This window comes from Streptomyces sp. NPDC041124, assembly GCF_055592385.1.
Genome location: NZ_JBVIYR010000018.1, coordinates 1 through 21,427 on the forward strand (window position 1 = coordinate 1; position 21,427 = coordinate 21,427).

Consider the following 21,427-nt stretch of genomic DNA (forward strand, 5'->3'; position numbering starts at 1 on the left):
GATGGTACTGCAGGGGGGACCCTGTGGGAGAGTAGGACGCCGCCGAACAATTTGTGGGAAAGCCCCGTGCCATTGGCACGGGGCTTTCTGCGTTTCAGGACGGCTCCACACGGCTCCACGAGGACGCAGGGGCGCATTCGTGGAACCGTCCCCGTGCCTTACAGGCGGCCCGCCGACTTCAGCGCCAAATAGGTGTCGGCCAGGGCCGGCGCCAGCTCCTCGGGGACCGCGTCCACGACCGTGACACCGTGTCGGCGCAGCTGTTCCGCCGTGCGGTCGCGCTCCGCGTGGGCCTGAGCCGCCGCCGCTGCCTCGTACACCGCATCCGTGTCCCCGCGCGCCGTGGCCATCCTGGCGATGTGCGGATCCGCCACAGACGCCAGGAGGACCGTGTGGCGCCGGGTCAACCGGGCCAGGACCGGCAGCAGACCCTCCTCGACGGGAGCCGCGTCGAGCGTCGTGAGCAGCACGATGAGAGAGCGGCGGGGAGCGGTGCGGAGCGCCGTTGCCGTCAGCCCCCGGGCGTCGGTTTCGACGAGCTCGGGCTCGAGCGTGGCCATCGCGCCGACCAGGGACGGAAGGACATCACCCGCCGAACGGCCCTGGACGAGGGCGCGCAGACGCCGGTCGTAGGCGAGCAGGTCGACGCGGTCGCCGGCGCGGGAGGCCAGAGCCGCGAGGAGCAGAGCCGCGTCCATCGAGGCGTCCAGGCGAGGAGCGTCGCCCACCCGGCCCGCGGAGGTACGGCCGGTGTCGAGCACCAGCAGGATGTGCCGGTCACGCTCGGGGCGCCAGGTGCGTACCGCGACCGCGGACTGGCGGGCCGTCGCCCGCCAGTCGATGGAACGGGTGTCGTCACCGGGGACGTACTCGCGCAGGCTGTCGAACTCGGTTCCCTCGCCCCGCGTCAGGACGCTGGTGCGGCCGTCGAGTTCGCGGAGGCGGGCCAGCTTCGACGGCAGGTGCTTGCGGCTGGTGAACGGCGGCAGGACGCGCACGGTCCACGGGACCTTGTGCGTGCCCTGGCGGAAGAAGAGACCGAGCGGGCCGTAAGAACGGACGGTGACACGGTCGGCCTGGCGGTCACCGCGCCGGGTGGGACGCAGACGGGTCACCACGCGCCGGCGTTCCCCCGGGGGGATCACCACGCGGTGGCGGGAGGCCGCCACCTCCGTGCCGGGCTGCCAACTGCTGGGAGGCCAGGCGTCGCGGACGCGGGCGCGCAGCGGGCGGCGCGACGGGTTGCTGATCGTGAGGGTGACGTCGGCGCTCTCGCCCAGGCGAACGGAGGTGTCGCCGGAGCGGGTGAGGCCGAGACGGCGTACGGGAGCGGCCAGGGCGTAGTCGCAGGCGCAGGCCACCGCGAGGGGGGCGTTGACGGCGAGGATGCCCGTCCAGCCCGGCTCCCAGATGCCGACGGGGAGGGAGCCGAGTGCCGCGAGGAGGGCGGCGCGTCCGGTGGGGGCCATCAGCGGGGGACGGGGACGTGGGCGAGGATCGCGTTGATGACCGAGTCGGTCGTCACGCCCTCCATCTCGGCCTCCGGGCGCAGTTGCAGGCGGTGGCGGAGCGTGGGGAGGGCGAGGGCCTTCACGTCGTCGGGGATGACGTAGTCGCGGCCGGTCAGCCAGGCCCACGCGCGGGCGGTGGCCAGCAGCGCGGTGGCACCGCGCGGGGAGACGCCGAGGGTGAGGGACGGCGATTCGCGGGTGGCCCGGCAGATGTCGACGACGTAGGCGGTGATCTCCGGGGAGACGGTCGTCTCGGCGACGGCGCGGCGGGCGGCCTCCAGATCGGCGGCGTTCGCGACGGGGCGCAGACCGGCGGCACCCAGGTCACGCGGGTCGAAGCCCGCCGCGTGGCGGGTGAGGACGTCGATCTCGTCCTGGCGGGACGGCAGGGGGATGGTCAGCTTGAGGAGGAAGCGGTCGAGCTGGGCCTCGGGCAGCGGATAGGTGCCCTCGTACTCGACGGGGTTCTGCGTCGCGGCTACCAGGAACGGGTCGGGGAGGGGGCGCGGCGTGCCGTCGACGGTGACCTGGCGCTCCTCCATGGCCTCCAGCAGGGACGCCTGGGTCTTCGGGGGAGTGCGGTTGATCTCGTCCGCCAGGAGGAGATGGGTGAAGACGGGGCCGGGCTGGAAGGAGAACTCGGACGTGCGGGCGTCGTAGACCAGGGAGCCGGTGACATCGCTCGGCATCAGGTCCGGGGTGAACTGGACGCGTTTGGTGTCGAGTTCCAGCGTGGCGGCGAGGGCGCGGACGAGGAGGGTCTTCGCGACGCCGGGGACACCCTCGAGCAGGACGTGACCGCGGCAGAGCAGCGCGACGACGAGACCGGTCACCGCGGGGTCCTGGCCGACCACGGCCTTGGCGATCTCGGCACGCAGGGCTTCCAGGGAGGCCCGGGCGGCGGCCGGGTCCCCGGTGTGCGCGGCGTTGTCAGTGGTCGGGTCCATCATGGACGGCGTACCTCTCTTTCGAGGGCGTCGAGTTGGTCGGCGAGCCGGATCAGTGCGGTGTCGTCGCCCGGGGGCGGGCCGAAGAGCAGTGTGTGCAGGGACCCCGCGTCGCCCCGGAGGTGGGCGGACAGCGCGGGCAGCAGGGCCTCGGAGGCGTGCGCCTGGGAGGCGGGCACGCCCACGAGGGGGGCCAGGCGGGTGCGGGTGGTCGAGCGGAGAGCGGTGGCCGCGCGGTCGCGGGCGTTCGCCCTGCGGTAGAGGCGGGCGCGGCCTTCGGCGGTTTCGGAGGCACGGATCCTCACCGGGAGTTTCTCCGGGACGAGGGGGCCGAGCCGGCGTGCCCGCCACAGGGCGGCCAGGGCTGCCGCGGCGAACAGTTGCAGGGTGCCCCACAGCCAGCCGGAGGGCAGCAGGTCGAAGAAGCCGCGCTCCCCCTGCTCCGGGGCGGCGGAGGCGTCGGCGAGCGAGGGGAGGTACCAGACCAGCTGGGGGTGGGAGCCGAGGAGCTGGAGGGCGAGCGAGGCGTTCCCGTGCTGGTCCAGGCGGTCGTTGAGGAGGATGTCGGGCGCGCCGAGGACGACGGTGTCACCGTCTCCGGTGGGCGCCGGCAGGCGCAGCAGGGTGGACAGGCGCTCGCTGGGGTAGCACTCGTCGGCCTGGGGATGGGTGGTGGAGTAGCGGATGCCGCCCGTGTCGGCGGTGCCCGCGCGGCGGGCGGCGGGCAGCTCGCAGTCCGGGGCGAGGGTGGAGTCGAAGCTGGTGGCGGGATCGGCGGTGACACCGGGCGCGAGGCGTTCCACGGAGGCACTGCCGGCCGAGACCAGGACGGTGCGGCCGCCGGACTGGACGTAGGCGGCGTGCAGGCGGGTCTGCTGGCTGGGGGTCAGCAGGTCGGGGACGGCGATCAGGAGGGTGGTGTCGGGGCCGGCCGCGTCGGCGGCCTCGCCGAGGGTGGAGACCACACGCGTGTCCACGCCGCGGTCGGCCAGGAGTTCGGCGACGGCGCGGCTGCCGTGGGGGTCGGGGGAGCGCGGGTCGAGTTCGCCGTGGTGGGCGTCGGAGCGGACCACGGCGATCGCGACGGCCGCCGCGACCAGCAGCACCAGGGCGAGGGCGATGCCTCGGGTGCGGGTCCACACCTGGCGGGCGGTGGGCGAGGCCGCGGTGGACGGGCGCGTGACCTCGGTCGTCATCCGGCGGCTCCCGGGCGGGTGTCGGTGTCCGTGCCCCGGGCGGCGCCGCTGTTCGCCGGCTGCGGCCTGGTGCGTTCCAGGTCGTGGTCGAGTTCGGCGATCTGCCGGTACGACGGCTGCGTGGCGGCCCTGCCGCCATAGGTGACGTCGTCGAAGGAGCGGGCGGCGGTGTGCAGCCGGCCGGTGTGGGCGGGCAGGGCGCGGCCGGCTTCCGCGGCGGCCTCGTCGGCGGTGCGGCCGGGGCGGACGTCGAGCAGGGCGCGCTCCTCCAGGGCGCGGACGATGGCCCGCATGCGTTCCTGGACGGCCTGGTTCCAGTGGCCCTGGGCGGCGTGCGCCTCGGCGGCCGCGCGGTGTTCGGCGGCGCTGCGGGGGCGGTCGTCGAACAGGGCCGGAGCGGACACCGGGCGGCGGCTCGGGGTGCCCAGGCGCCACCACAGGGCGCCCAGGACGGCGATCACGGCGGCCACGACGACGACCAGGCCGAGCGTGCCGCCGGGGGTCGCGGTGGAGGCGGCCTCGAACAGGCCGCCGACCCAGTCCCAGAAGGCGTCGAGGGCCCGCCGGAACCAGCTGGGGTCGTTCTCGTGGTACACGCTCTTGGACAGCTCGCGCCGGGCCGCTTCCCGCGCGGGGTCGCGCGGGACGGTGAGCGGCGGCTCGTCGTCGCCGCTCGGCAGCAGCGTCACGGCGGTGCCGGCGGCCGCGGGCAGCGCCGGTACCGATGCGAGCACTCCCAGGACTCCCCCCGTGGCGGTCACCGCATCAGCTCCCCGGGGTGGTGCCGGGGCCGTGGTCCTGGACGCCGGCGGCACGGGCCAGTTCGAGGTCGAGTGCCTCGCGGCGGATGCGCTGGTCGATGTAGAGGAGCACGGTGACGCCGGCCGTGATCGGGAAGGTGATCATGGCGCCGATGACGGAGCCGATGCCGCTGACGATGAGGAACGTCCAGCCGATGTCGCCGGCGGCGCTGTTGAGGAAGCCGGTGACGCCGTCCCCGCTGAGGGCCGAGGCGAGGAAGGTGAAGGGGATGACGATGATCGACGCGACGACGTTCGCGATGATCGTCGCGAGGAGCTGGATGCCGAAGACCCGCCACCAGGAACCGCGGACCAGCTTGGCGGAGCGGGTCATCGCCTTGACGATGCCCTGCTTCTCCAGCATCAGGGTGGGCGAGGCCAGGGAGAAGCGGACCATCAGCCAGACGGCGAGCACGGTCGCGCAGACGATCCCGAGGAGGGTGAGGCCGAAGCCCACTTCGCCGCCGGCCGTCAGGGTCACGAGGAACCCGGGCAGGGCGCCCACGGCGATGATGCCGGTGGTGATGAGCAGCAGCAGGCAGATCAGGCCGAACAGTTTGACGACCTGGGGGCGGGCGTCGCGCCAGGCCTCGCCCGTGGTGACCGACCTGCCGAGCACGGCGCGGCTGGTGACCGTGGTGAGCAGTGCGGTCGCGGCGACCGTGCCGACCAGGGTGACCAGGAAGACCACGCCGGAGTTGAGCAGGGCCTCGCCCATGGCGTCGGTCAGTTCGTCGAGCGTGGCGCTGGGATCGTCGAGGGCGTCGGTGCTCGCGTTGTCCAGGACGAGACCCTGGAGCAGGACGACGACGATCTCGGTGAGGACGGCGACGGTCAGCGAGATGCCGAGGACCGTGCGCCAGTAGGTGCGCATGGTGGAGACGGCACCGTCGAGGATCTCGCCGACGCCGAGCGGGCGCAGCGGGATGACACCGGGCTTCGCCGCGGGCGGGGGGCCTCCCCAGCCGCCGCCTCCCCAGGCGCCGTGACCGCCCGGGCCGCCGCCGTAGCCGCCGGGTCCGCCGGGTGGCGGGGGTGGCGGGGCGCCCCAGCCGGGGCCGGGCGGCGGCGGAGGAGCCTGGTGGGAGTCGGTGGAGCCGGGGCGGCCGGTGGGTGCCGCCCACTGGCCGGCCGGCGGCTGCTCCTTGGACCACTTCGCGCCCGGCTCCCGCGGGGTCCGGCCCTGCTGCCGCTCGGGGTCCGGGCCACCGGTGGGCACGGCAGGTCCGGACGCTCCCGGCTCCTGCCCGTCGGACGGGGCGGATCCGGGCGAGGCCCAGCCCGGAGTGTCGTTCATCGTCGCTCCTTCACGGTGCCCGACCGCGGTCGCGGCGGCAGCTTGGCAGCCATCGTGCCATGGGGTGGTCGTCGACCGACCTGCCGAGGTGGGGGCTGCGTCCCTTCAATTGTCGGCCCGAGAGGGGGCAGACTGGCCGCATGGCTGATCAGTACGCGCACAGCGGCGACAACAAGCGGCCGACCGAGATCCCGGCACTGCGCTGGGAAGAGCCACCCGAAGGTCCCGTCCTGGTCGTGCTCGACCAGACGAGGCTGCCGGCCGAGGAGGTCGAACTCGTCTGTACGGATGCGTCCGCACTGGTGGAGGCGATCCGCTCGCTCGCCGTGCGCGGCGCGCCCCTGCTGGGCCTCGCGGGCGCCTACGGCGTCGCCCTCGCGGCCGTGCGGGGCTTCGACGTGGACGACGCGGCGTCGGCACTGGAGAGCGCCCGGCCCACCGCGGTGAACCTCGCCCTCGGGGTCCGGCGGGCGCGGTCCGCGCACCGAGCCGTGCTCGCCCGGGGCGGGGACACCCGGGAGGCGGCCGGGGCCGCGCTGGCAGCCGCGCGGCAACTGCACCGGGAGGACGCCGCCGCCAGCGCCCGGATGGCCGTGCACGGGCTGGCGCTCCTCGACGAACTCCTGCCCGGGGGCGGGCACCGGATCCTCACGCACTGCAACACCGGTTCGCTGGTGTCGGGCGGGGAGGGAACCGCGTTCGCGGTGGCGCTGGCGGCGCACCGGGTGGGACGGCTCCGGCGTCTGTGGGTGGACGAGACGCGTCCGTTGCTGCAGGGTGCTCGCCTGACGGCGTACGAGGCGGCCCGCAGCGGCATGGCGTACACCCTGCTCACCGACAACGCGGCCGGATCGCTGTTCTCGGCGGGTGAGGTGGACGCGGTGCTGGTCGGGGCGGACCGGATCGCGGCCGACGGTTCGGTGGCGAACAAGGTGGGGAGCTATCCGCTCGCGGTGCTCGCGCGGTACCACCATGTGCCGTTCATCGTGGTGGCGCCGGTGACGACGGTGGATCCGGCGACGCCGGACGGGGCGTCCATCGAGGTGGAGCAGCGCCCGGGTCACGAGGTGACCGAGGTCACGGCGCCGCAGGTGCCGGTGGCCGGGACCGAGGCGGGAGGGGGGATCCCGGTGGCGCCCCTGGGAACGCAGGCGTACAACCCCGCGTTCGACGTGACGCCGCCGGAGCTGGTGACCGCGATCGTCACCGAGGAAGGTGTCGTTTCGCCCGTGACGACCGAGTCCCTGGCCGACCTGTGTGCCAGGTCACGCCAGGTCACGATGAGCTAATGGGATGATGTCGTTTATGAAGGGACGAGTCCTTGTCGTCGACGACGACAGCGCACTGGCCGAGATGCTCGGCATCGTGCTGCGCGGTGAAGGTTTTGAGCCGTCTTTCGTAGCCGACGGCGACAAGGCGCTGGCCGCCTTCCGTGAGGCCAAACCCGATCTTGTGCTCCTGGACCTGATGCTGCCCGGCCGGGACGGCATCGAGGTCTGCCGCCTGATCAGGGCGGAGTCCGGGGTGCCGATCGTGATGCTCACGGCGAAGAGCGACACCGTCGACGTGGTGGTGGGCCTGGAGTCGGGGGCCGACGACTACATCGTCAAGCCGTTCAAGCCGAAGGAGCTGGTGGCCCGGATCCGGGCACGGCTGCGCAGGTCGGAGGAGCCGGCGCCGGAGCAGCTCGCCATCGGCGACCTGGTGATCGACGTGGCCGGGCACTCCGTGAAGCGGGACGGGCAGTCCATCGCGCTGACGCCGCTGGAGTTCGACCTGCTGGTCGCGCTCGCCCGCAAGCCGTGGCAGGTGTTCACGCGCGAGGTCCTGCTGGAGCAGGTCTGGGGCTACCGTCACGCGGCGGACACCCGGCTGGTGAACGTGCACGTGCAGCGGCTGCGCTCCAAGGTCGAGAAGGACCCGGAGAAGCCGGAGATCGTGGTGACCGTCCGTGGTGTCGGCTACAAGGCAGGACCGAGCTGACATGTCCGGTGACAGTGCCGCTCCGGCGCCCGGCCGGCCCGGGGGCCGCCCGGAGCGGCCTGTCGGACGGAAGCCGGCGGGCTCCCGCTGGGGCCGCCTGTTCGAGGGCGGGCTGCTGGAGGGCGGGGTCCAGGGCAGCCCGGTGATCCGGCTGTTCATGCGCTGGGTGCGCCGGCCGCTGCTGCCCGTGATGCGGCTGTGGCGGCGCAACATCCAGCTCAAGGTCGTCGCGACCACGCTGCTGATGTCGCTGGGCGTGGTCCTGCTGCTGGGCTTCGTCGTCATCGGCCAGGTGCGCAACGGTCTGCTGGACGCCAAGGTGAAGGCATCCCAGAGCCAGGCCACCGGCGGTTTCGCGGTGGCCAAACAGCAGGCCGAGGAAGCCGTGAGCGTCACGGGCGACGAGGAGAGCGCGGCGGACGGCCGCCCCTCGCAGAGCGTCATCCAGTGGATGAGCGACCTCGTGGAGTCCCTCTCCAGCGGTGGCCAGGGCGCCTTCGACGTGGTGACCCTGCCCGCGGGCGACGCGAGCGGCAGCGGGCGGGGCCCGCGCGCCTCCGGCCAGGTCAACCCGACGGCCAGCGTGCCGGCGGCACTGCGGGAGCGGATCGACCAGAACACCTCCGCGGCACAGAGCTACACACGCATCGTCTACGACACCGACAAGGCGTCCCAGCCCGCCCTGGTCATCGGCAAGCAGGTCAACGACCCCAACCGGGAGCCGTACCAGCTGTACTACCTCTTCCCGCTCACCCAGGAGGAGAAGTCGCTGAGCCTGGTCAAGGGCACCCTGGCGACCGCCGGGCTGTTCGTCGTCGTCCTGCTCGGGGCGATCGCCTGGCTCGTCGTGCGGCAGGTCGTCACCCCGGTGCGGATGGCGGCCGGGATCGCCGAGCGGCTGTCCGCCGGCCGGCTGCAGGAACGGATGAAGGTCACGGGCGAGGACGACATCGCGCGGCTCGGCGAGGCCTTCAACAAGATGGCGCAGAACCTCCAGCTGAAGATCAGCCAGCTGGAGGACCTGTCGCGGATGCAGCGCCGGTTCGTGTCGGACGTGTCGCACGAGCTGCGCACGCCGCTGACGACCGTACGGATGGCGGCGGACGTCATCCACGAGGCGCGCGAGGACTTCGACCCGGTGACGGCGCGGTCGGCCGAACTGCTCGCCGACCAGCTCGACCGGTTCGAGTCGCTGCTCGCCGACCTGCTGGAGATCAGCCGCTTCGACGCGGGCGCGGCGGCGCTGGAGGCGGAGCCGATCGACCTGCGGGAGGTCGTACGGCGCGTGGTCAGCGGTGCGGAGCCGCTCGCGGAGCGCAAGGGCACGCGGATCCGGATCACCGGCGACCAGCAGCCCGTCGTCGCCGAGGCCGACGCGCGGCGCGTGGAGCGCGTGCTGCGCAACCTCGTGGTCAACGCGGTGGAGCACGGCGAGGGCAGGGACGTCGTGGTCAGACTGGCCGCGGCCGGCGGCGCCGTCGCGGTGGCGGTGCGCGACTACGGTGTGGGCCTCAAGCCCGGTGAGGCGACCCGGGTCTTCAGCCGCTTCTGGCGGGCCGACCCGGCCCGCGCGCGCACCACGGGCGGTACCGGCCTCGGGCTGTCCATCGCCCTGGAGGACGCGCGGCTGCACGGCGGCTGGCTGCAGGCGTGGGGCGAACCGGGTGGCGGCTCGCAGTTCCGGCTGACCCTGCCGAGGACCGCGGACGAGCCGCTGAGGGGGTCTCCGATACCCCTGGAGCCCAAGGACTCGCGGCGCAACCGCGGACTCGACGACGCCGGGCTGCCGAGCGGTGGCCGGCATGGCGGGAAGAGCGCCACGGTGCCGGGGCGGCAGCCGGGCGCCGGCGGCCCGGGCAGGGACCCGTTCGCCCTGCCGCCCACGGCGGTGACTCCCACGGCCGACCCCACCGCCCTGCCCGGCAACGGCGCGCGCGTGGTGGCACGGACGGGAAGTACGCGCATGACGCCCGGGTCGCCGGCCGAGGACGGCACGCCGCACGGCGGGGGCACGGACGACGGCGCGGCCGCGCGGCCGGCGTCGCGGGGGGAGCCGGACTCCGGCGCGGAAGGGCCCGGCGGCGGCAGTGCGCCGCGCGGTGTGGACAGGGACGGGGAGGCTTCGCGTGGTCGGTGAGCGCGGTGGGCGCGGCCGGGGGGCGGCGGTGCGGACGGTGGCGTACGCGGCCGGTGGTGTCGTGCTGCTGGCGGGGTGTGCCTCGATGCCCGACAGCGGCGACCTGCGGGGCGTGGAGTCCACGCCGCGGCAGGACACCCAGGTGCGGGTGTTCGCCATGCCGCCGAGCGAGGACGCCACCCCCACACAGATCGTCCAGGGCTTCCTGGAGGCGCTGACCAGCGACGACCCGGACTACAAGACCGCACGCCAGTACCTGACGCCCCAGGCGGCGAAGACCTGGCGGCCGGAGCTGTCCACCACGGTCCTGTCGAACGGTCCGGGCGCCCGGGCCGACCGCCCGGACCGGGAGGACACCGGTTCGCTGTCCTACACGCTGACCGGCAGCAAGGTCGCCACCGTCGACGAGCAGCAGTCGTTCGCCCCCGCCTCCGGGCCCTACGACAGGATCGTGCACCTCACCAAGGACGCGAAGAGCGGCCAGTGGCGCATCGACGCGGTGCCGCAGGGCGTGGTCATGGGCAAGTCGGACTTCCAGCGCAACTACATGTCCGTCAACAAGTACTACTTCGCCTCGAACACGACGAGGACGGCCGGCACGGCGCTGCCGATGGCGGTCGCCGACCCCGTCTTCGTGCGCCGGCACGTCGACCCCACGACCCGGATGGTCACGTCCCTCCTCGGCGGGCCCACGACCTGGCTGGACCCCGTGGTCCGGTCGAGTTTCCCCACCGGGACGGCGCTGCGCGAGGGTGCCGGCCCGCTGACGCCGGACGACCGGGGCCGCCTGACCGTGCCGCTCAACGACAGCGCGGCCGAGGTCGGCACCGGCCGGTGCGAGGAGATGGCCGCGCAGCTGCTGTTCACGCTGCGCGGCCTCAGCCCGGCCGTGGACGAGGTCGAGCTGCGGGCCGGCGGCGGGCAGCTGTGCTCGCTCACCCGGGAAGGCGCCGAGATCGTGGCCACCCGCGGCGCGCTGTACCAGCCCGAGTACCTGTACTTCGTCGACGGGGAGCGCCGGCTCGCACGGATCGCGGCGGGCAGCGGCGACACCGACCCGGACCCGGTGCCGGGGCCGCTGGGCGAGGGCGGGACGACGCTGCGGTCGGTGGCGGTCGCCCGGGACGAGCGCAGCGCGGCCGGGGTCGGTGTGGACGGCAGGTCGCTGTTCGTGACCTCGCTGGTGGCGGGCAGTTCCCTCGGGGAGCCCGTGCTGAGCAGCCGGGGCAAGACCGAGGACGACCGGCTGACCGCGCCCAGCTGGGACGCGCAGGGAGGTCTGTGGGTGGCCGACCGGGACCCCGGCGACCCCGGGCTGTACCTGCTGGAGGACGGCGGCGGTGAGCCGGTCGAGGTGCGCACCCCGGGCCTGGACGGCCGGGTGCGGGCGGTGCGGGTGGCCGCCGACGGCGTGCGGATCGCGCTCGTCGTGGAGGAGGGCGAACGGCGTTCCCTGCTGATCGGGCGGATAGAGCGGAGCACGGAGGGCGGCGGCACGGACGAGCGTCCCGCGGTCACCGTGCTGGAGCTGCGCTCGGCGACGCCCGAGCTGGAGCAGGTCACCGCCATGTCCTGGGCCGGGGACAGCCGGCTCGTGGTGGTCGGACGCGAGGAGGGGGGTGTGGAGCAGATGAAGTACGTCGAGGTCGACGGCTCCACACCGGATGTGACGCCGCCCGCCGCCCTGACCGGTGTCAAGGCCGTCACCGCCTCCGGGGACGAACAGGCGCCCCTGGTGGCGCACTCCGTGGACGGGATCGTACGGATGCCCTCGGGGGCCCAGTGGCAGAAGGTGACGGAGGGGACCGCACCCGTCTACCCGGGCTGATCCCGCTCCCTGCCGGACCGTGGCGGGAGTTTTCCACAGGGGTGGCCGGTCGGATCGGGTGCCTGCACAGTGGGCGCATGCGGGACTGGTGGAGGGACCTCACCGACCTGGTGCTCCCCGCCGAGTGCGGTGGCTGCGGCAGGCCTCGTGCGGTGCTCTGCGCCGCGTGCCGTACGGCGGTGAGCGGGACGGCGCCGCGCAGGGTGCGGCCGGAGCCCGAACCGGCCGGGCTGCCGCCGGTGCACGCGGCGGCGCGGTACGCGGACGAGGTGCGCGCGGCACTGCTGGCCCACAAGGAGCGGGGCGCCCTCGCTCTCTCCGGGCCGCTCGGCGAGGCCCTGGCGGGATCGGTGCTGGCCGGGCTGCGTGCGGGACGGGCACCGCGGCGGGACGGGGGCGACGGATCCGTGGTGCTCGTCCCCGTGCCGTCCGCGCGGCGGGCCGTGCGCGCCCGCGGGCACGACCCCGCCCGGCGGATCGCGTACGCGGCGGCGGGTGAGCTGCGGCGGACGGGGGTACCCGTGCGGGTACTTCCCGCCCTGCGCCAACGGCGGGCGGTGGCCGATCAGTCCGGGCTCGGCGCCCGGCAGCGGCGGGCCAATCTCGCGGGTGCGCTGACGGTCGCCCCGGGTTGTGGACGGCTGCTGCGGCACGGCCGGGTCGTCCTGGTCGACGACCTGATGACGACGGGGGCGTCGCTGGCCGAGGCGGCCCGCGCGGTGCGGGCGGCACGGGCCGGACCCGACGGCGGATCGAGCATTTCGGGTCCCGCGTTCGTGTACCTGGGTGAGACCTGGGAAAGGAGAGGGGAACAGCGGAAGGGACCGGATCGACAGGGCGTGGGCCGGCGGTCTCGCCGGCCGCCGGGAACGGCGGTGGCGGGTGATGCCGACGGGATCATCGACGTGGTGTGCGCCGCGGTCGTCGCGGCTTCACCGGATGCTTTCGGCAATGCGCCGGAACTGACTGTGTAGGTGCGTCGTTGCAGGTTATGAGAGGGGTAATTCACCTGAATGGAGGTATGGCGCGGTAGAGGGTGACGACATCCGTCCGGGCGAGATATGTTCGGTTGTGAGGGAAAGCCGCAGGCCACACCTCTCGTATCCGATTGCCGCGTTGCGGGTTTTTCGCAATCACCCGCACCGGTGGACTGGAGATCTCCTCCTGGGGGAGGAGGTGGACGTCACCGAGTCCGAGGCTCCGGACGTCACCGGAGCCTGGTGCAAAAGGGAGACACTCCGCACCGAGGCGGAGTGATCCGGGAACGGAGTTCTGCGTGGACATCGTCGTCAAGGGCCGCAAGACCGAGGTGCCCGAGCGGTTCCGGAAGCACGTGGCCGAGAAGCTGAACCTGGAGAAGATCCAGAAGCTCGACGGCAAGGTGATGAGCCTCGACGTCGAGGTGTCCAAGGAGCCCAACCCCCGACAGGCCGACCGCTGCGACCGAGTGGAGATCACGCTCCGCTCCCGCGGTCCGGTGATCCGGGCGGAGGCGGCGGCGAGCGACCCGTACGCGGCGCTCGACCTGGCAGCGGAGAAGCTGGACGCCCGGCTGCGCAAGCAGCACGACAAGCGCTTCTCGCGGCGCGGTGCGCGCAGGATCTCGGCCGCCGAGGTCCCCGACCACGTCCCGGGCGTGGCGACGCTCAACGGAGCGGGCGAGAGCGTCCCGTCGGATGAGCCGGAAGCCGTCCCCACCAAGAAGATCGGCTCGCTGGAAGTACAGGGTGACGGCCCCCTCGTCGTCCGCGAGAAGACCCATGTGGCCGCGCCCATGACCCTCGACCAGGCGCTCTACGAGATGGAGCTGGTCGGGCACGACTTCTATCTGTTCGTCGACTCCGAGACCAAGGAGCCCAGCGTCGTCTACCGGCGCCACGCCTACGACTACGGCGTGATCCACCTCAGCACCGACACGATGGTCACCGCGAGCGGCTCCCCCGAGGCGGGCGGAACACTCGGCGGCTGACGGCCGCCACGACAGCACAGCCGGTGCCCCTGGTGCGCGCGTGTGCGCCCCCAGGGGCACCGCTGTGCGCCCACTTCACGCCCGCACCGGCACCCCGGTGTCGGCTGGGCATGGAATCATGGCGGCAGCGGCTCAACCGATGGGCCGTTGCCTTGGGTTGGCGATGGTCAGGACCACAGGCCGCAGCCTTCAGGGGGAGGAACGATGGCGGACAGCTTCGGACCGATGCGGGACGAGGATGCCGGCGGCGGCGTCGTCGGCATGGGCCCGGACGGGGACACTTCACGCAAGGAGCCGATCAGAGTCCTTGTGGTGGACGACCACGCGCTGTTCCGCCGCGGACTGGAGATCGTGCTCGCGGCCGAGGAGGACATCCAGGTCGTCGGAGAGGCGGGGGACGGCGCCGAGGCCGTGGAGAAGGCCGCCGACCTGCTGCCGGACATCGTCCTGATGGACGTGCGGATGCCCAAGCGGGGCGGGATCGAGGCGTGCACCTCCATCAAGGAGGTCGCCCCCAGCGCGAAGATCATCATGCTGACCATCAGCGACGAGGAAGCCGATCTCTACGACGCCATCAAGGCGGGCGCGACCGGCTACCTCCTCAAGGAGATCTCCACCGACGAGGTGGCCACCGCCATTCGCGCGGTCGCCGACGGGCAGTCCCAGATCAGCCCGTCCATGGCGTCGAAACTGCTCACCGAGTTCAAGTCGATGATCCAGCGCACCGACGAGCGCCGCCTCGTGCCGGCGCCCCGGCTGACGGACCGTGAACTGGAAGTCCTCAAGCTCGTGGCCACGGGGATGAACAACCGGGACATCGCCAAGGAGCTCTTCATCTCCGAGAACACCGTGAAGAACCACGTGCGCAACATCCTGGAGAAGCTCCAGCTGCACTCCAGGATGGAAGCGGTGGTCTACGCGATGCGGGAGAAGATCCTCGAGATCCGCTGAGAGCGGGTCAGTCAGGCGAGGGCCAGGGCGAGTTCCCGGGTGAGGGCCTCACGCAGGCCGGGTGCGTCGACCCGCTCCACGCGGACGTCGGTGCACTCCACCCAGCCCGCCGCCTCCACCAGGGCCCGGGCCACCGCGGGGGCCGCCTTGCGGTCGTCCATCGTGACCTGCTTGGCGACCAGCGTGCGGCCCTCACGGGCCGGGTCGACCCGGCCGACGAGCCGCCCGCCCGCCAGGACGGGCATCGCGAAGTAGCCGTGCACCCGCTTGGGCTTGGGGACGTACGCCTCCAGGCGGTGGGTGAAGCCGAAGAGCCGCTCCGTGCGCGCCCGGTCCCAGATCAGGGAGTCGAACGGCGACAGCAGCGTCGTGCGGTGCCGGCCGCGCGCCGGCGTCGCCAGGGCGGCCGGATCCGCCCAGGCCGGCTTGGACCAGCCCGCCACCGTCACCGGGACCAGGCCCGAGTCGGCGATCACCGCGTCGACCTGCTCGCCCTTGAGCCGGTGGTAGTCGGCGATGTCCGCGCGCGTACCGACGCCGAGGGAGCGGCCGGCCAGCCCGACCAGGCGGCGCAGGCACTCGGCGTCGTCCGGCTCGTCGCCCAGCAGGTCCGCGGGGATCGCGCGCTCGGCCAGGTCGTAGACCCGCTTCCAGCCGCGGCGCTCGACGCACACCACCTCGCCGTGCATCAGGGCCCGCTCCACGGCGACCTTGGTGCCGGACCAGTCCCACCACTCACTGGTGCGCTTGGCGCCGCCCAGTTCCGTCGCCGTGAGCGGGCCCTCCGTGCGGAGCTGCTTGATCACCTGGTCGTAGGTGCCGTCGGGCAGCTCGTGGTTCCAGAGCGGGCGGGCGCGGTAGGCGCGGCGGCGGAAGGCGAAGTGCGGCCACTCCTCCACGGGCAGGATGCAGGCGGCGTGCGACCAGTACTCGAACGCGTGCGCCGGCCGGGAGGGCTGCTTCCAGTAGGCCTCCTCGACGGTGCGGCGCCCGACCGCGCCCAGCCGCGCGTAGGGGATGAGCTCGTGGGAACGGGCCAGGACGGAGATGGTGTCGAGCTGCACCGCGCCCAGGTGGCGGAGGACCCCCCGCACGCCGGAGCGGCGGTCGGGGGCACCGAGGAAGCCCTGGGCGCGCAGGGCGATGCGGCGGGCCTCGTCGGCCGAGAGTTCCGTGGTCGGACGCGGAAGGGTCGTCATACGTCCGCACGATAGAGGGCGCCACTGACAGCGGCGGGGGGTTCGGACGTCACCGCTTCGCGGGCACGTAGGGCGCCGTGGAGGCGAGCCCCAGGTCGGAGGGGAGCAGGGAACCCACCCAGCAGTCCCGCAGCACTCCCTTGTTGTTGATCGAGGCGCGCAGGACGCCCTCGATGGTGAAGCCCGCCCGCTCCGCCACCGCGCGGGAGGCGACGTTGCCCACCTCCGCACGCCACTCCACGCGGTCGATCGACATCCGGGTGAACGCCCAGCGGGAGGCGGCGACGGCGGCCTCGGTGACGTAGCCGTTGCCACGGTGCTCCTTCGCCCCCCAGAAACCGATCTCGCCGGCGCCGAGGGACCGCATGGTGATGCTGAGCATGCCCGTGAGCTCCCCGGTGGGCAGGAAGACACCGAAGGTGAACATCGAGCCGTTCGCCCAGCCGTCGGGTGCCATCTGCTCGGTGAACCCCCGTGCGTGCTCGCGCCGGTACGGGGAGGGGATCGTGGTCCAGCGCTGGATGTCCGGGTCCTGGCAGATCGCGTACACGGCGTCGGTCTCCTGCGGGCCAACCGGGCGCAGCAGGAGACGGTCGGTGGTGAGCGTGACGGGTTCCATCGGCCGATTCTGCTCACGCGGCGGTGCGGCGCGCCATCGCTTTCGCCGTGCGTGAGGTGATGATCACCCTTCGCGCGATTCGCCGGGCCGGTGCGGCACCATCGGGCGGCCCGGGACGTTGTTCTTTACGAAGCGGCCGTGAAGCGGATGAGGAACAGCCGACGCCCACCCCCGCGGCAGGCCTCCCGGCGTGACGGGGTCCTCGCATACGATGGCCGTTGCTCAGTCAGTGAAACGGAAACCGACCGTCCCAGGCCCGACCGGCAAGGAGACCAACCCCCGTGTCCGTCCTCTCGAAGATCATGCGTGCAGGCGAAGGCAAAATCCTGCGCAAGCTGCACCGCATCGCGGACCAGGTCAACTCCATCGAAGAGGACTTCGAAGGCCTCTCCGACGCCGAGCTGCGGGCCCTCACCGATGAGTACAAGCAGCGTTACGCCGACGGTGAGAGCCTGGACGACCTGCTGCCCGAGGCCTTCGCCACCGTCCGCGAGGCCGCCAAGCGCGTGCTGGGCCAGCGGCACTACGACGTCCAGATCATGGGCGGCGCCGCGCTCCACATGGGTTACGTGGCCGAGATGAAGACCGGTGAGGGCAAGACCCTCGTCGGCACCCTGCCCGCGTATCTGAACGCCCTGTCCGGCGAGGGCGTCCACATCATCACGGTGAACGACTACCTCGCCGAGCGCGACTCCGAGATGATGGGCCGCGTCCACCGCTTCCTCGGCCTGAGCGTCGGCTGCATCCTCGCCAACATGACGCCGGCCCAGCGCCGCGAGCAGTACGCCAGCGACATCACCTACGGCACGAACAACGAGTTCGGCTTCGACTACCTGCGCGACAACATGGCGTGGTCCAAGGAAGAGCTCGTCCAGCGCGGCCACAACTTCGCCATCGTCGACGAGGTCGACTCGATCCTCATCGACGAGGCCCGTACGCCGCTGATCATCTCCGGCCCGGCCGACCAGGCCACCAAGTGGTACGGCGACTTCGCCAAGCTGGTCAAGCGTCTCAAGCGCGGCGAGCCCGGAAACCCGCTCAAGGGCATCGAGGAGACCGGCGACTACGAGGTCGACGAGAAGAAGCGCACGGTCGCCATCCACGAGTCGGGCGTCGCCAAGGTCGAGGACTGGCTCGGCATCGACAACCTGTACGAGTCGGTGAACACCCCGCTGGTGGGCTACCTGAACAACGCCATCAAGGCCAAGGAGCTCTTCAAGAAGGACAAGGACTACGTCATCATCGATGACGAAGTCATGATCGTCGACGAGCACACCGGCCGTATCCTCGCCGGCCGCCGGTACAACGAGGGCATGCACCAGGCCATCGAGGCCAAGGAAGCGGTGCCGATCAAGGACGAGAACCAGACGCTCGCCACGATCACGCTGCAGAACTTCTTCCGCCTCTACAAGCGCCACGACCACGACGGCAAGGAAGTCCCCGGTCTGTCCGGCATGACCGGTACGGCGATGACCGAGGCCGCCGAGTTCCACCAGATCTACAAGCTCGGCGTGGTGCCCATCCCGACCAACCGGCCGATGGTCCGCAAGGACCAGTCCGACCTGATCTACCGCACCGAGGTCGCCAAGTTCGAGGCGGTCGTCGACGACATCGAGGAGAAGCACCGCAAGGGGCAGCCGATCCTCGTCGGCACGACGTCGGTGGAGAAGTCCGAGTACCTCTCCCAGCAGCTCAGCAAGCGCGGCATCCAGCACGAGGTGCTGAACGCCAAGCACCACGAGCGGGAGGCGTCGATCGTCGCCCAGGCCGGCCGCAAGGGCAGCGTCACCGTGGCCACCAACATGGCCGGCCGCGGTACGGACATCAAGCTCGGCGGCAACCCCGAGGACCTCGCCGAGGCGGAGCTGCGCCAGCGCGGCCTCGACCCCGAGGAGCACATCGAGGAGTGGGCGCACGCCCTGCCCGAGGCCATGGCGCGCGCCGAGGAGGCGGTCAAGGCCGAGAAGGACGAGGTCGAGAGGATCGGCGGCCTGTACGTCCTGGGCACCGAGCGGCACGAGTCGCGGCGGATCGACAACCAGCTGCGCGGTCGTTCCGGCCGTCAGGGCGACCCGGGCGAGTCCCGCTTCTACCTCTCGCTCGGTGACGACCTGATGCGGCTGTTCAAGGCCCAGATGGTGGAGCGCGTGATGTCCATGGCGAACGTGCCGGACGACGTGCCGATCGAGAACAAGATGGTCACCCGTGCGATCGCGTCCGCCCAGTCGCAGGTGGAGACGCAGAACTTCGAGACGCGCAAGAACGTCCTGAAGTACGACGAGGTCATGAACCGCCAGCGCGAGGTCATCTACGGCGAGCGTCGCCGGGTGCTGGAGGGCGAGGACCTGCACGAGCAGATCCAGCACTTCATGGACGACACCATCGACGCCTACGTCCAGGCGGAGACCGCCGAGGGCTTCCCCGAGGACTGGGACCTGGACCGGCTGTGGGGCGCGTTCAAGCAGCTCTACCCGGTGAGCATCACCGTCGAGGAGCTGGAGGAGGAGGCCGGTGACCGGGCCGGTCTGACGGCGGAGTTCATCTCCGAGTCCATCAAGGACGACATCCGCGCCCAGTACGAGGCCCGCGAGGCGCAGCTCGGCTCCGAGATCATGCGTGAGCTGGAGCGCCGGGTCGTGCTGTCGGTCCTGGACCGCAAGTGGCGCGAGCACCTCTACGAGATGGACTACCTCCAGGAGGGCATCGGCCTGCGCGCCATGGCGCAGAAGGACCCGCTGGTGGAGTACCAGCGCGAGGGCTTCGACATGTTCACCGCGATGATGGACGGCATCAAGGAGGAGTCCGTCGGCTACCTGTTCAACCTGGAGGTCCAGGTCGAGCAGCAGGTCGAGGAGGTCCCGGTCGAGGACGTCAAGCCGGTGGCCGACCTGGAGAAGCAGGACGCGGTGCCCGCGCAGGCGGGACCCCGTCCGGAGATCCGCGCCAAGGGGCTCGACGCCCCGCAGCGGCGGAAGATGCACTTCTCGGCGCCGACGGTGGACGGCGAGGGGGGCACCGTCGAGGGCGACTTCGCCACCGACGACGAGCCGGTGCGCTCCGAGGCGGACGGCCTGACGCGCGCGGAGCGGCGCAAGCAGGCGCGGGGCGGGCGTCGCCGCAAGAAGTGAGCGGTGGCCGCTCCGGGGACGGAGCGGCCGTGAGCGGGCCGAGGGCCGGGCACCCCAGGGTGTCCGGCCCTCGGGCGTGTCATGGGGGGCTCAGCGGAGGCCGGCGTGCCGGGGGCGGGGGCCGCCCAGTTCGACGGCGGTGCAGCGCCAGCGCAGATCGCGGCCCCGTTCCAGGCGGAAGGCCATGGCGCGCAGCCTGTCCCCGGCGCCGATCCGGGCGAACACCTCGATGGCCCCCTCTCGGGGTTCGAACCAGCCGATGTCGCGTACGACGGGACGGGCGCCCCGGGTGCGCAGCGGTCCGCGCTCGGCGAGCCTCACGAGTTCGTCGTAGGCCTGGCCCGCGGTGTGCCGCAGCATCGCGTGCACGGGGCGCTGGCCGCTGAGGACGGCGAGGAGCAGTTCCGCGAAGCGGTCGGTGGGCCGGACCGGGGGGAGGGGCCGCCGGGTGGGCCGTTCGGCGGCGCGCGGGACGACGAGCGGGGCGCGGCCCGCCGCCGGTGAGGTCCGGGCGCCCCGGCCCGGGACGGCCGGGGAGGCGGGCCCCCGCCCGCGGGCCGCGCGGCCGCCCGGACGGTTGTCGGCGGGCCGCCGTGACAGGCCGGCGGCGCCCGGCCTGCGCCCACCGGGGGAGGGGGCGGCAGCGGTCGCGAGGGTGGGTGTGCGGGGCGGGGCGGTGCCGGTGGGAGACGGCCGTTCCCCGCCGGCGGTCGCGGGCTGTCCCGGGTCGGCCGCGTGGGGGTGGAACGGGCGGGTGGTGGACGGTCCCTGTGGGGTGCCGTCGTCGGCCGGGGGCCGGGTGGGGCGTGTCGTGGACGGGTGCGGTGGGCGGGGGCGGGCCGCGAGGAGGGGCTGTGGGCCGGTGCCGGCGGTCGGGGGCTGGGCGGCGGTGGTCGCGGGTGCCCGCAGCGGGCCGGTGGGGGCGGAGGGCGGGGCGTGGCGGTCTTCGGCGGCGGGCGCCGGGCGGCTGCCGTGGGCGGGGGGCAGGGGGGTGGGGCGGCGGTGTCTGGTCATGACCTTGTTCAAGGGGACCCCGTTCGGTGGGCCCGGTGCCCGCGGCGGGGGAGCCGTGGATACCGGGCGGTAACTTCCAGTCGGGGATCTTGTACGGGGTGAAGGAGGGCGGTGGCAAGCAGCCGGGGGCGGGTCCGAGAGGTACCGGAATTCACTTATCCGAGTGACTGGAGGGCCGTTGGGCCAGTGCTCGGGCGGGCGCACCGGGTGACGTCCGGGCCCCGGGTTGACGTGATCGGGGGTATGGGCAGAACCCGATAGGGCGCACCGGGACGTATCCTGAAGGGCCTTGCGGACCCCCGGACCACACGAAAGCGGCCCACCATGCGCGTCTACGTCCCCCTGACCCTCCCCGGGCTCGCCGAGGCGTACAGGACGGGGCAGCTGGGTGACGGACCGTTCCTCGCCCACGCCGTGACGCCCGCGCTGCGCGAGTGGTACGCCTCCGACGACCTGGAGGAACTGGAGTACGCCGCGCTGAGCGGCGCCGCGCTGGCCTCCCTGCGGCTGCTCGCGGCCGACGCGGACGCGCCGCGGCGCCGGGTCGTCGTCGCCGTCGAGGTGTCGGACGACGCGGCCCGGCCCGGCCCCGACGCAGGGCCCGACGCGACGGCGCCCGGCGAGGTGCGGGTCGCCGGGTCCGTACGGCTGGCGAAGGCGGCCGCGGTGCACGTGGACGCGGCGGACGCGGAGCCGGACGTGGCGGCCGCCGCGCGGGCGCTGCCCGCGGCGGACGGTGGTGACGACGAGGCGCGCGACGCCGTGGACGGGGCCGAGGACCACGAACTGCTGTGGTACGCCACCCAGGAGATCCCCCACCTGATCGGCTGACCGGCGGGTCTGCCGAA

General features: G+C 72.9%; 17 protein-coding genes. 9 read left to right on the forward strand and 8 right to left on the reverse strand.

The window, feature by feature from the left end; translation table 11 throughout:
• Positions 1–158 precede the first annotated feature (158 nt).
• The 5 genes from ACZ6A9_RS32095 to ACZ6A9_RS32115 are packed head-to-tail and all read right to left on the reverse strand — an operon-like array spanning position 159 to position 5,751.
• Positions 159–1,469, reverse strand: coding sequence for a DUF58 domain-containing protein (locus ACZ6A9_RS32095; RefSeq protein ID WP_468993099.1), 1,311 nt, complete (start codon positions 1,467–1,469; stop codon positions 159–161).
• On the reverse strand, positions 1,469–2,458 hold the full coding sequence (locus ACZ6A9_RS32100; protein WP_468993104.1) for an AAA family ATPase: 990 nt from the start codon (positions 2,456–2,458) through the stop codon (positions 1,469–1,471). Before ACZ6A9_RS32100 ends, ACZ6A9_RS32095 begins: the two co-directional genes overlap by 1 nt.
• A complete protein-coding gene (locus tag ACZ6A9_RS32105) occupies positions 2,458–3,654 on the reverse strand; it encodes a DUF4350 domain-containing protein (RefSeq protein WP_468993107.1) in 1,197 nt (398 codons plus the stop codon). The genes ACZ6A9_RS32100 and ACZ6A9_RS32105 overlap by 1 nt, the downstream gene beginning before the upstream one ends.
• On the reverse strand, positions 3,651–4,415 hold the full coding sequence (locus ACZ6A9_RS32110; protein WP_468993109.1) for a DUF4129 domain-containing protein: 765 nt from the start codon (positions 4,413–4,415) through the stop codon (positions 3,651–3,653). The genes ACZ6A9_RS32105 and ACZ6A9_RS32110 overlap by 4 nt, the downstream gene beginning before the upstream one ends.
• A gap of 4 nt (positions 4,416–4,419) precedes the next feature.
• Positions 4,420–5,751, reverse strand: a complete 1,332-nt coding sequence (locus ACZ6A9_RS32115) for a DUF7847 domain-containing protein (RefSeq protein WP_468993112.1) — start codon at positions 5,749–5,751, stop codon at positions 4,420–4,422.
• A 140-nt stretch (positions 5,752–5,891) separates the two neighbouring features.
• On the opposite strand from ACZ6A9_RS32115, the gene mtnA reads away from it, so the two are divergent.
• The 7 genes from mtnA (at position 5,892) to ACZ6A9_RS32150 (ending at position 14,619) form a co-directional block, all read left to right on the forward strand.
• On the forward strand, positions 5,892–7,040 hold the full coding sequence (gene mtnA, locus ACZ6A9_RS32120) for an S-methyl-5-thioribose-1-phosphate isomerase (protein ID WP_468993115.1): 1,149 nt from the start codon (positions 5,892–5,894) through the stop codon (positions 7,038–7,040).
• A 4-nt stretch (positions 7,041–7,044) separates the two neighbouring features.
• Complete coding sequence (gene mtrA, locus ACZ6A9_RS32125) at positions 7,045–7,734, forward strand: two-component system response regulator MtrA (RefSeq protein WP_004930665.1); 690 nt, start codon at positions 7,045–7,047, stop codon at positions 7,732–7,734.
• A gap of 1 nt (position 7,735) precedes the next feature.
• A complete protein-coding gene (mtrB, locus tag ACZ6A9_RS32130) occupies positions 7,736–9,871 on the forward strand; it encodes an MtrAB system histidine kinase MtrB (protein ID WP_468993117.1) in 2,136 nt (711 codons plus the stop codon).
• On the forward strand, positions 9,861–11,699 hold the full coding sequence (locus ACZ6A9_RS32135; RefSeq protein ID WP_468993120.1) for an LpqB family beta-propeller domain-containing protein: 1,839 nt from the start codon (positions 9,861–9,863) through the stop codon (positions 11,697–11,699). Before mtrB ends, ACZ6A9_RS32135 begins: the two co-directional genes overlap by 11 nt.
• A 77-nt stretch (positions 11,700–11,776) precedes the next feature.
• The gene (locus ACZ6A9_RS32140) at positions 11,777–12,673 is read left to right on the forward strand and encodes a ComF family protein (RefSeq protein WP_468993123.1); all 897 of its coding nucleotides are present in this window, start codon (positions 11,777–11,779) and stop codon (positions 12,671–12,673) included.
• Positions 12,674–12,975: 302 nt separating this feature from the next.
• Positions 12,976–13,668 (forward strand): ribosome hibernation-promoting factor, HPF/YfiA family, encoded by a 693-nt coding sequence (gene hpf / locus ACZ6A9_RS32145; RefSeq protein ID WP_468993125.1) that lies wholly within the window; start codon positions 12,976–12,978, stop codon positions 13,666–13,668.
• A gap of 204 nt (positions 13,669–13,872) precedes the next feature.
• Positions 13,873–14,619: a response regulator gene (locus tag ACZ6A9_RS32150; protein WP_468993128.1), complete on the forward strand. Its 747-nt coding sequence runs from the start codon at positions 13,873–13,875 to the stop codon at positions 14,617–14,619.
• A gap of 11 nt (positions 14,620–14,630) precedes the next feature.
• On the opposite strand, the gene ACZ6A9_RS32155 is transcribed toward ACZ6A9_RS32150, so the two are convergent.
• On the reverse strand, positions 14,631–15,818 hold the full coding sequence (locus ACZ6A9_RS32155; protein WP_468993131.1) for a winged helix-turn-helix domain-containing protein: 1,188 nt from the start codon (positions 15,816–15,818) through the stop codon (positions 14,631–14,633).
• Positions 15,819–15,867: 49 nt separating this feature from the next.
• Entirely contained in the window at positions 15,868–16,437 is a 570-nt protein-coding gene (locus ACZ6A9_RS32160) for a GNAT family N-acetyltransferase (protein ID WP_468993135.1), read from the reverse strand.
• 281 nt (positions 16,438–16,718) lie between these two features.
• Here ACZ6A9_RS32160 and secA point away from each other — a divergent pair, with 281 nt between their 5' ends.
• Positions 16,719–19,565, forward strand: coding sequence for a preprotein translocase subunit SecA (gene secA, locus ACZ6A9_RS32165; RefSeq protein WP_468993140.1), 2,847 nt, complete (start codon positions 16,719–16,721; stop codon positions 19,563–19,565).
• Positions 19,566–19,655: 90 nt separating this feature from the next.
• Here the strand turns inward: secA and ACZ6A9_RS32170 are convergent, their stop codons facing one another.
• A complete protein-coding gene (locus ACZ6A9_RS32170) occupies positions 19,656–20,579 on the reverse strand; it encodes an Rv3235 family protein (protein ID WP_468993143.1) in 924 nt (307 codons plus the stop codon).
• A gap of 324 nt (positions 20,580–20,903) precedes the next feature.
• Between ACZ6A9_RS32170 and ACZ6A9_RS32175 the strand changes: the two genes are divergently transcribed.
• Positions 20,904–21,410, forward strand: coding sequence for a DUF6912 family protein (locus ACZ6A9_RS32175; protein ID WP_468993145.1), 507 nt, complete (start codon positions 20,904–20,906; stop codon positions 21,408–21,410).
• Positions 21,411–21,427 lie beyond the last annotated feature (17 nt).

Excerpts from the sequence above, each read along its gene's own strand:
- ACZ6A9_RS32155 (WP_468993131.1), bottom strand. The coding sequence starts at position 15,818 with ATGACGACCCTTCCGCGTCCGACCACGGAACTCTCGGCCGACGAGGCC.
- ACZ6A9_RS32115 (WP_468993112.1), bottom strand. The coding sequence starts at position 5,751 with ATGAACGACACTCCGGGCTGGGCCTCGCCCGGATCCGCCCCGTCCGAC.
- ACZ6A9_RS32100 (WP_468993104.1), bottom strand. The coding sequence starts at position 2,458 with ATGGACCCGACCACTGACAACGCCGCGCACACCGGGGACCCGGCCGCC.
- mtrB (WP_468993117.1), top strand. The coding sequence starts at position 7,736 with ATGTCCGGTGACAGTGCCGCTCCGGCGCCCGGCCGGCCCGGGGGCCGC.
- ACZ6A9_RS32095 (WP_468993099.1), bottom strand. The coding sequence starts at position 1,469 with ATGGCCCCCACCGGACGCGCCGCCCTCCTCGCGGCACTCGGCTCCCTC.
- mtrA (WP_004930665.1), top strand. The coding sequence starts at position 7,045 with ATGATGTCGTTTATGAAGGGACGAGTCCTTGTCGTCGACGACGACAGC.
- ACZ6A9_RS32150 (WP_468993128.1), top strand. The coding sequence starts at position 13,873 with ATGGCGGACAGCTTCGGACCGATGCGGGACGAGGATGCCGGCGGCGGC.
- ACZ6A9_RS32175 (WP_468993145.1), top strand. The coding sequence starts at position 20,904 with ATGCGCGTCTACGTCCCCCTGACCCTCCCCGGGCTCGCCGAGGCGTAC.
- ACZ6A9_RS32170 (WP_468993143.1), bottom strand. The coding sequence starts at position 20,579 with ATGACCAGACACCGCCGCCCCACCCCCCTGCCCCCCGCCCACGGCAGC.
- ACZ6A9_RS32160 (WP_468993135.1), bottom strand. The coding sequence starts at position 16,437 with ATGGAACCCGTCACGCTCACCACCGACCGTCTCCTGCTGCGCCCGGTT.
- ACZ6A9_RS32140 (WP_468993123.1), top strand. The coding sequence starts at position 11,777 with ATGCGGGACTGGTGGAGGGACCTCACCGACCTGGTGCTCCCCGCCGAG.
- ACZ6A9_RS32105 (WP_468993107.1), bottom strand. The coding sequence starts at position 3,654 with ATGACGACCGAGGTCACGCGCCCGTCCACCGCGGCCTCGCCCACCGCC.
- mtnA (WP_468993115.1), top strand. The coding sequence starts at position 5,892 with ATGGCTGATCAGTACGCGCACAGCGGCGACAACAAGCGGCCGACCGAG.